Below are 8,423 nucleotides of genomic sequence, written 5' to 3' on the forward strand. Positions count from 1 at the left end.
GGTCGGCGGCGGCCTGCGCCGTCCGGGCCGTGTCCTGCGCCGCGGCGGGCGCGGCGAGAAGCGCCAGCGCGAGGAGAAGCGCCGCCCTCATCCGATGAGGCTGCGCCCGGTCATCTCGGGCGGCAGGTCGAGCCCCATGAGATCCAGCAGCGTCGGCGCGAGATCGGCGAGCCGTCCTTCGCGCAAGGTGGCCCCCTCCGGCCCGCCGAACAGCGCCACGGGCACCGGGTTGAGCGTGTGCGAGGTATGCGCGCCCCCCGTCTCGGGGTCGATCATCACCTCGCAATTGCCGTGATCGGCGGTGACGATCATCGCGCCGCCCGCCTTCTCCAGCGCCGCGCAGACCTGCGCCAACCCCTCGTCCACCGCTTCGCAGGCGCGGATCGCGGCATCCAGATCGCCGGTATGCCCGACCATGTCGGGGTTGGCGTAATTGGTGACGATGAGGTCATAGCCCTTCTCGATCGCGCCCACGAAGGCCGCCGTCACATCGGCTGCCGACATCTCGGGCTGCATGTCATAGGTCGCCACATTGGGCGATTTGGGCATGAAACGGTCCTCGCCCTCTTCGGGCTCTTCCTTGCCGCCGTTGAGGAAGAAGGTGACATGCGGGTATTTCTCGGTCTCGGCGAGCCGGAACTGCGTGCGCCCCTTGGACGCCACCCAGGCGCCCAGCGTGTTGACGATGTCTCGCTTGGGAAAGACCGTCTCGTACCAGGCGGTGTGCCTGTCCGAATACTCCACCATGCCGAGCCGGGCCGCCAGCGCCGGGGCCTCGCCGCGCTCGAAACCGTCGAACTCGGGGTCGGCGATGGCGGCGAGGATCTCGCGCGCCCGGTCGGCGCGGAAGTTGAGACAGAACAGCCCGTCTTGCGGCTGCATGCCCTCGTAGCCCTCGATCACCGTGGCGGGGATGAACTCGTCGGTCTTGCCGGCGTCCCAGGCAGATTTCACCGCCAAAAGCGGATCGGCGGCGGTGCCGCCCTCGCCGCGGATGATGGCGTCATAGGCGGTCTTCACCCGGTCCCAGCGGTTGTCGCGGTCCATGGCGAAATAGCGCCCGATCACCGTGGCGATCCTCGTGCCCTCGGGCAGCTTCTCCTGCAGATCCTCGATATAGGCGTCCGCCGATGAAGGCGCCACGTCGCGCCCGTCGGTGATGGCATGGATCGTCACGGCGACGTTGCGGTCGCGCAGCGCCTTCGCCGCGGCGACGATATGGTCGAGATGCCCATGCACGCCGCCGTCAGAGACGACGCCGAAGAGATGCGCCGTGCCGCCCGAATCCTGCAAGGTCTTTGCGAAGCTCTCGATCGCCTCCATCTCGAAGAAGGAGCCGTCCTCGATCGAAAGGTCGATCTGCCCGAGATCCATGGCGACGACCCGGCCCGCGCCGATATTGGTGTGGCCGACCTCGGAATTGCCCATCTGGCCCGAGGGCAGGCCGACATCCGGCCCATGCGTGGTCAGCGTCGCATTGGGGCCTTGCATGATCCGGTCGAAGGCCGGGGTCTTGGCCAGCGCGGGCGCGTTGCCCGTCCGCTCGGCGCGCAGACCCCAGCCGTCGAGGATGCACAGGACCACGGGTTTGGGTGTCGCCATCGGAAAAGCCCCTTCGCTCAAAACTCAGGCTCAGTCCTGAGCCAAAGCGGCGGTCTTGTCCACCAAAGGCCCGTTTCAGACCCTGTGATAGGGCGATCCGGCAAGGATCGAGGCGGCGCGGTAGAGCTGCTCGGCGAGCATGGCGCGCACCAGCATGTGCGGCCAGACCATCGGTCCGAAGGAGAGCATGGCATCGCTGCGGGCGCGCAGGGCCGGGTCGATCCCGTCGGCGCCGCCGATCACGAGGGCCAGATCGGAGCGGCCGGCATCGCGCCAGCCCGCCAGCATGTCGGCGAACTGCGGCGAGGTCATCTCGCGCCCGCGCTCGTCCATGGCGCAGATCACTGCGCCGTTCGGGATGGTGCGCTCCAGCAGGGCGGCCTCGGCGGCCATGCCGCCGCCCTTGCGGTCGTCCACTTCGGAGATGGTGAGCGGCCCGAGGCCCAGCGCCCGCCCGGTCCGGTCGAACCGGGTGGTGTAGTCCTCGACCAGCGCGCGTTCGGGGCCGGATTTCATCCGGCCCACCGCGCAGATCCTGACGCGCATCAGCGGAAGGCGTCGGCGGCCGCCCCGGAAGGCGCCCACATCTTCTCCAGCTGGTAGAACTCGCGCACCTCGGGTCGGAACACATGCACGATCACGTCGCCGGTATCGATCAGCACCCAGTCGCCGGTCTCCTTGCCCTCGGTCTTCGAGAGCACGCCGTACTCCTGCTTGAGCTTGTCTGTCAGGTTTTCGGCGATGGCGGCGACCTGGCGCGAGGAGCGGCCCGAGGCGATCACCATGTAATCGCCCATCTCGGAGCGCCCGCGCAGATCGATCTGCACGACCTCTTCGGCCTTGTCGTCATCGAGGGAGACGAGGATCGCTGCCAGCAGCTTTTCGCTCGTCGCGGAGGGCGCCCCGGCCATCAGGCCCGCGCCCTGGGGAGCGGCTTGTGCCGCTTGGGTGGAAAGGGACAGGTCATCATCCTCCGGTTTCACGCCGCCGACTTTGCCCCGGCGCCAGGCATGTCATCAATGTAGCAAGAACAGGGCTCGTTTTCAACGATCCCCCCCCTCTCGTGCCGTCACTTCGGCGGTGGTTTGCGCGACGCGCAGGGCGGAGCCATCGAGCATCCGGACCTCGCGCTGCGGGAAGGGAATCGAGATCCCCTCGGACTTGAACGCGTCCCACAGGGCGAGGAACACGTCGCCGCGGATGTTGACCAGCCCCGCCTTCGCGTCGTCGATCCAGAAACGCAGCGTGTAATCCACGCTCGAATCGCCGAAGGCGGTGATATGACAGACCGGGACGGGCTGCGCCAGCACCCGGTCGCAGCCCCCCGCCGCCACCACCGCGACCCGGCGAACCAGATGCGGGTCGTCGCCGTAGGAGGTGCCGAAATCGATGTCGATGCGCACCGAGTTGTTGGAATGGGTCCAGTTCACCACCTGCGTGGTGATCAGGTCCTCGTTCGGGATCAGGTATTCCTTGCCGTCGCGGGTGACGACGGAGGCGTAGCGCGCGCCCAGCGTCGAGATCCAGCCGAAGGTCTGGCCCACCGAGATCACGTCGCCGGGCTTGATCGACTTGTCCATCAGGATGATCAGCCCCGACACCAGGTTCGACACCACCTTTTGCAGGCCGAAGCCCAGGCCCACCCCGATCGCGCCCGAGAGCACCGCGAGGCCGGTCAGATCCACCCCCACGGCCCGCAGCCCGACGAAGACGGCGATGCCGTAGAACAGCAATTGGCTGAGCTTGACCGCCAGCACCTGCATCGAGGGGCTGATCTCGCGGTTGCTCTCGATCCGGTGGGCCGAGCTGCGGGCCAGCAGCCGTGCCACGAAGAAGGCCACCCCCAGCACCAGCGCCGCCTTGAGCACCAAGAGCACCGAAAGGCGCAGATCGCCGGTCTGGATGGCAAGGCTGTCGAGCAGCCGCGCCGTCTCTTCCGTCAGATCGAGGATGCGCAGTGTGATCCAGGTCCAGGCGCCGTAGCGCACGATGCCGCGCAGCAGCGGGTTGGAGATCAACCGCGCCACCAGCGCCACGAAGAGCCAGCCGGTGGCGAGGTTGGCCGCGATGCGCAGCACCCCCGCCCCGCCCGCGGGATCGACCTGCCGCACCACCCCGACCAAGAGCCACAACAGCGCCACGAAGAGCACCGCGCGCAGCCGCCGGTGCAGCGTCACGGCATAGCGCATCCGCCAGCGCGGCCAGCTCGCACGCCCGCGCATCCAGTCATGCAGCTTCGGCGCGAGCCAGACCCGCCCCAGATGCGCAAGGACGAAGGCCGCCAGCACGATCAGGAGCTGCCAGGCGTTCCAGGGCTGCATCACGCCCTGCGCCACGCGCTCGGCATCATTCACCAGCCGCTCGCCGAAATCGCTGGCGGCGGCGGCGATCACCTCCGGCGCCTCTGCCGCCTGCGCGGCGATCTCTTCGGCGGTCTCGGCCGCCTCCGTCGCCGCGGTCTCCTCCGCCTCCTCACCTTCCGTTTCCGGCTCCATTGCGCGCTCCGCCCTGCCTCGATTGCCTTCGAGCATGTAGCGCCGCCCCGCCCCGGTCCAGCCGCGCGAGGCTCTTGTGCCGCAGGGTCCGACGGAGTATCTGGACCGCATGACACGGGTCTTCGACATGGACGATCGCGCGCGGCTGCCCTGGCGGTTCTTCGGCGCGACCTGCACGATCCTCGCGCGGCTTTGACGCGGCGGGGCGCGACCGCGCGCCCGATCGACCCCTGCGGGCGCGCCTTCGCGCCTTGTCACCATCATCCAGCCGCAAGAGGACATCTCCCATGACCGGCAAGACACTCTACGACAAGATCTGGGACGCGCATCTCGTCCACGAGGCCGAGGACGGCTCCAGCCTGCTCTATATCGACCGCCACCTCGTGCATGAGGTCACCAGCCCGCAGGCCTTCGAAGGGCTGCGCATGGCCGGCCGCCCGGTGCGCGCGCCCGAGAAGACCATCGCCGTGCCGGACCACAACGTGCCGACCACCGAAGGCCGCGACAAGGTCATCGAGAACGAGGACAGCCGGATCCAGGTCGAGGCGCTCGACAAGAACGCGCGCGATTTCGGCATCAACTACTACCCCGTCTCCGACGTGCGCCAGGGCATCGTCCACATCGTCGGCCCCGAGCAGGGCTGGACCCTGCCGGGCATGACGGTGGTCTGCGGCGACAGCCACACCGCCACCCACGGCGCCTTCGGCGCGCTGGCGCATGGCATCGGCACCTCGGAGGTCGAGCACGTGCTCGCCACCCAGACGCTGATCCAGTCGAAGTCCAAGAACATGAAGGTGGAGATCACCGGCCAGCTCGCGCCGGGCGTCACCGCCAAGGACATCACCATGGCGGTGATCGGCCGCACCGGCACCGCCGGCGGCACCGGCTATGTCATCGAATATTGCGGCGAGGCGATCCGCTCGCTGTCGATGGAAGGCCGGATGACGGTCTGCAACATGGCGATCGAGGGCGGCGCGCGCGCCGGTCTGATCGCCCCCGACCAGACCACCTTCGACTACGTCAAGGGCCGGCCCCACGCGCCCAAGGGCGCGCAGTGGGAAGCGGCGATGGAGTGGTGGAAGACGCTCTATTCCGACGACGACGCGCATTGGGACAAGGTCATCACCATCCCCGGCGAGGAGATCGCGCCGCTCGTCACCTGGGGCACTTCGCCGGAGGACGTGCTGCCGATCACCGATATCGTGCCCGCCCCTGAAAGCTTTGCAGGCGGCAAGGCCGATGCCGCGAGGCGCGCGCTCGACTACATGGGCCTCAAGGCCGGACAGAAGCTCAGCGAGATCCAGATCGACACGGTCTTCATCGGCTCGTGCACCAATGGCCGGATCGAGGATCTGCGCGCCGCAGCCGCGATACTCAAGGGCAAGAAGATCAAGGACGGGATGCGCGCCATGGTCGTGCCGGGCTCGGGCCTCGTGCGCGCCCAAGCCGAGGAAGAGGGTCTCGCCGAGATCTTCAAGGAGGCGGGCTTCGAGTGGCGCCTTGCGGGCTGCTCGATGTGCCTTGCCATGAACCCCGACCAACTCGCCCCCGGCGAGCGCTGCGCCGCGACCTCGAACCGCAACTTCGAGGGCCGGCAGGGCAAGGGTGGCCGGACCCACCTGATGAGCCCGGCGATGGCGGCCGCCGCCGCGATCACCGGACATTTGACCGACGTGCGGGAGATCATGTGATGGACAAGTTCGAAAGCTTCTCGGGCGTCGCCGCCCCCATGCCGCTGGTCAACATCGACACGGACATGATCATCCCCAAGCAGTTCCTCAAGACCATCAAGCGGTCGGGGCTCGGGGTGAACCTCTTTGCCGAGATGCGCTATCTCGACGACGGTTCGGAAAACCCCGACTTCGTGCTCAACAAGCCGGCCTACCGCAGCGCCGAGATCATCGTCGCGGGCGACAACTTCGGCTGCGGCTCCTCGCGCGAGCACGCGCCCTGGGCGATCAAGGACTTCGGGATCAAATGCGTGATCTCGACGAGCTTCGCCGACATCTTCTTCAACAACTGCTTCAAGAACGGCATCCTGCCGATCACCCTGCCGCAGGAGCAGATCGACGTGCTGATGAAGGATGCCGAGAAGGGCTCGAACGCCCGGCTCGACATCGATCTGGAAAACCAGACCGTGACCACCTCCGAGGGCGAAAGCTTCTCTTTCGAGGTCGATCCCTTCCGCAAGCACTGCCTGCTCGAGGGACTCGACGACATCGGCCTGACCATGGAGAAGGCCGGCGCGATCGACAGCTTCGAGGCGCAGGCCAGCCAGGCGCGCCCCTGGGTCTGATCCCGCGCGTCTTTCGGCGCGGGATTCGGTCCTGACCGAGGCGGCCTTTCGGGGCCGCCTCTTGCTGTTCGGGCGCCATGTGACCGAATAGTGCCGTAGCGTCAAATAATTACCCATCATGTGGTGGCTCTGGCGCCTTCGACCACCACATGAGCGCTCGAAACCCCCGCAATCTGGGATGAATTGCCGCATTATGGCTTCATTGCCGCGCCCGACCCGTCGCAAAAGCGCCGCAGTTCAACGGCTTGTTGGAAACTAGTCGTTGCTGCCTTCATCGGGAAAGGGCACAAATAGTGGCAGGATTGGGGCAATCGGGTCCGCGAGGACCGAGGCACGTCGGTACAGAGCCGCGACATTCAAACGCGGCCGCTCGGCGGAGAAATGGGCAAACTATGGTCACGCGACTGACAGGAGGACTCCTGCGGGCGGCGCTGGTGGTGTTGATGATCGCAACCCCCTCCATGCTGCTGCAGACAGGCGGTTCGGGTACACCGGAAATCGTCGCGCTCGTGGCGCTGGGGGCGGGCCTCTTCACGGCGGTCGAATATACCTCGCTCTCCCCGAGCCTCGTCGAATTTCGCGACGCGCCGCCCTTCAACCGCATCCGCTTCCTGACCGCGGCGCTGTCGGTGTTCCTGCTGTCGGTTCTGCTGCGCGACGGGGCCGAAGCCGCGCCCATCGCGGCGCTCGTCTCCACGCTGGGCGCGGCGCTGGGCCAGGCGCTCGACATCCCCTATTCGCCCGTGCGGCTCGTGATGCTGACCCTGCCCGACGGCGCGCCCGCCGCGCTGACCGATCAGGTCCGCGCCAGCGCCGCGCTGAGCTACCTGCTCTCGCTCGGCTCGCTCGTGATCTTCGCCGGGCTGCTGCGCTACCGCGGCTGGCCGATGCGCTCGGGCAATTTCAACGTCTGGATCAACCTGCCCACCTTCGATCCGACCGCCGGGCCGGACGTGATCTGGCGCCTGCGCCGCGACGGGCAGTTCAACCTCGTGCTGGGCTTTCTGCTGCCCTTCGTGATCCCGGCGCTGCTGTCGCTCGGCGCGCCGCTTCTCGGCCCGCTCGACCTGTCGAACCCGCACACGCTGATCTGGACCGTGACCGCCTGGGCCTTCCTGCCGGCGAGCCTTCTGATGCGCGGCGTCGCGCTGCAGCGCGTGGCCGACATGATCGGCGCCCAGCGCGAACGCGCCTCGGCCCGCGAGGCCGGGCTGATGCCCGCATGAGGCAAGGGGCGCGCCGTTATCGCCGCGCCCTGCCTGCCGCCCTCGCCGCCCTGCTCGCGGCCCCCCTCCCCGCCATGGCCGAGCCGATCCGGCTCGCCACCTATGCCCCGGATCTGAGCCGCGACGGCCCCGGCCTGCTCTTGCGCGACATCCGCCGCAATGAGGCGCAGGTGCAGGACGCCGCACGCGTCATCACCCATGCCGCGCCCGACATCCTCTTGTTGACCGATTTCGATTACGACGCGCAGGGCGCGGCCCTCGCGGCCTTCGCGGGCCTGCTGCGCGAGGCGGGCGGGCCGGAGTATCCCCATCTCCTCGCCCCGCCCTCGAACGCGGGCCGGGCCTCGGGCCATGATCTCGACGGCGATGGGCGGACCGGCCGCGCGCGCGATGCCCATGGCTATGGTCGCTTCACCGGCGATGGCGCGATGGCGCTGCTGTCGCGCCACCCGCTCGAGCTTGTGCGGGACTTCACCGACCTTTCATGGCGCGACCTGCCCGGTGCGCAGCAGCCCGCACGCGGCGGCGCCCCCTTTCCCTCGGCCGAGGCACAGGCCGCGCGCCGCCTGTCGAGCACGGGCCACTGGATGGTGACGGCGCGCACGCCGGAGGGGCCGCTGACCCTCATGGCCTTCGCCGCGACGCCGCCGGTCTTCGACGGGCCGGAGGACGCCAACGGGCTGCGCAACCGCGACGAGATCCGGCTCTGGCAGCGGCTCATGGACGGCGATCAGGATCGTGGAGCCGTTCACGATGTGATAGGCGTCGCCCGGCTCGTTGTCCTCGCGCTGGAGCATCTGCAGC

8 protein-coding genes and 1 pseudogene are annotated in these 8,423 nt (G+C 68.3%); 5 read left to right on the forward strand and 4 right to left on the reverse strand.

Annotated elements, in window-relative coordinates; all coding sequences use genetic code 11:
* Positions 1-87: 87 nt before the first annotated feature.
* From gpmI to NHG85_RS09540, 4 genes are all read right to left on the reverse strand, one after another.
* Entirely contained in the window at positions 88-1,602 is a 1,515-nt protein-coding gene (gene gpmI, locus NHG85_RS09525) for a 2,3-bisphosphoglycerate-independent phosphoglycerate mutase (protein WP_253331808.1), read from the reverse strand.
* Positions 1,603-1,677: 75 nt separating this feature from the next.
* Positions 1,678-2,148, reverse strand: coding sequence for a 23S rRNA (pseudouridine(1915)-N(3))-methyltransferase RlmH (gene rlmH, locus NHG85_RS09530; protein ID WP_253331811.1), 471 nt, complete (start codon positions 2,146-2,148; stop codon positions 1,678-1,680).
* Positions 2,148-2,513, reverse strand: a complete 366-nt coding sequence (gene rsfS, locus NHG85_RS09535) for a ribosome silencing factor (RefSeq protein ID WP_253331813.1) — start codon at positions 2,511-2,513, stop codon at positions 2,148-2,150. Before rsfS ends, rlmH begins: the two co-directional genes overlap by 1 nt.
* Before the next feature lie 132 nt (positions 2,514-2,645).
* Complete coding sequence (locus tag NHG85_RS09540; RefSeq protein WP_253331815.1) at positions 2,646-4,097, reverse strand: mechanosensitive ion channel family protein; 1,452 nt, start codon at positions 4,095-4,097, stop codon at positions 2,646-2,648.
* A gap of 76 nt (positions 4,098-4,173) precedes the next feature.
* On the opposite strand from NHG85_RS09540, the gene NHG85_RS09545 reads away from it, so the two are divergent.
* From NHG85_RS09545 to NHG85_RS09565, 5 genes and pseudogenes are all read left to right on the forward strand, one after another.
* The gene (locus NHG85_RS09545; protein ID WP_253331817.1) at positions 4,174-4,293 is read left to right on the forward strand and encodes an isopropylmalate isomerase; all 120 of its coding nucleotides are present in this window, start codon (positions 4,174-4,176) and stop codon (positions 4,291-4,293) included.
* Positions 4,294-4,384: 91 nt separating this feature from the next.
* A complete protein-coding gene (gene leuC / locus NHG85_RS09550) occupies positions 4,385-5,788 on the forward strand; it encodes a 3-isopropylmalate dehydratase large subunit (RefSeq protein WP_253331819.1) in 1,404 nt (467 codons plus the stop codon).
* Complete coding sequence (gene leuD, locus NHG85_RS09555) at positions 5,788-6,393, forward strand: 3-isopropylmalate dehydratase small subunit (RefSeq protein ID WP_253331821.1); 606 nt, start codon at positions 5,788-5,790, stop codon at positions 6,391-6,393. Before leuC ends, leuD begins: the two co-directional genes overlap by 1 nt.
* Before the next feature lie 461 nt (positions 6,394-6,854).
* Positions 6,855-7,619 (forward strand): hypothetical protein, encoded by a 765-nt coding sequence (locus tag NHG85_RS09560; protein WP_370363008.1) that lies wholly within the window; start codon positions 6,855-6,857, stop codon positions 7,617-7,619.
* A 74-nt stretch (positions 7,620-7,693) separates the two neighbouring features.
* A pseudogene (locus NHG85_RS09565) lies at positions 7,694-8,275 on the forward strand (endonuclease/exonuclease/phosphatase family protein); the annotation flags it as partial.
* Between the last annotated feature and the right edge of the window lie 148 nt (positions 8,276-8,423).

Source organism: Limimaricola litoreus (genome assembly GCF_024159025.1).
GTDB classification, from domain to species: domain Bacteria; phylum Pseudomonadota; class Alphaproteobacteria; order Rhodobacterales; family Rhodobacteraceae; genus Limimaricola; species Limimaricola litoreus.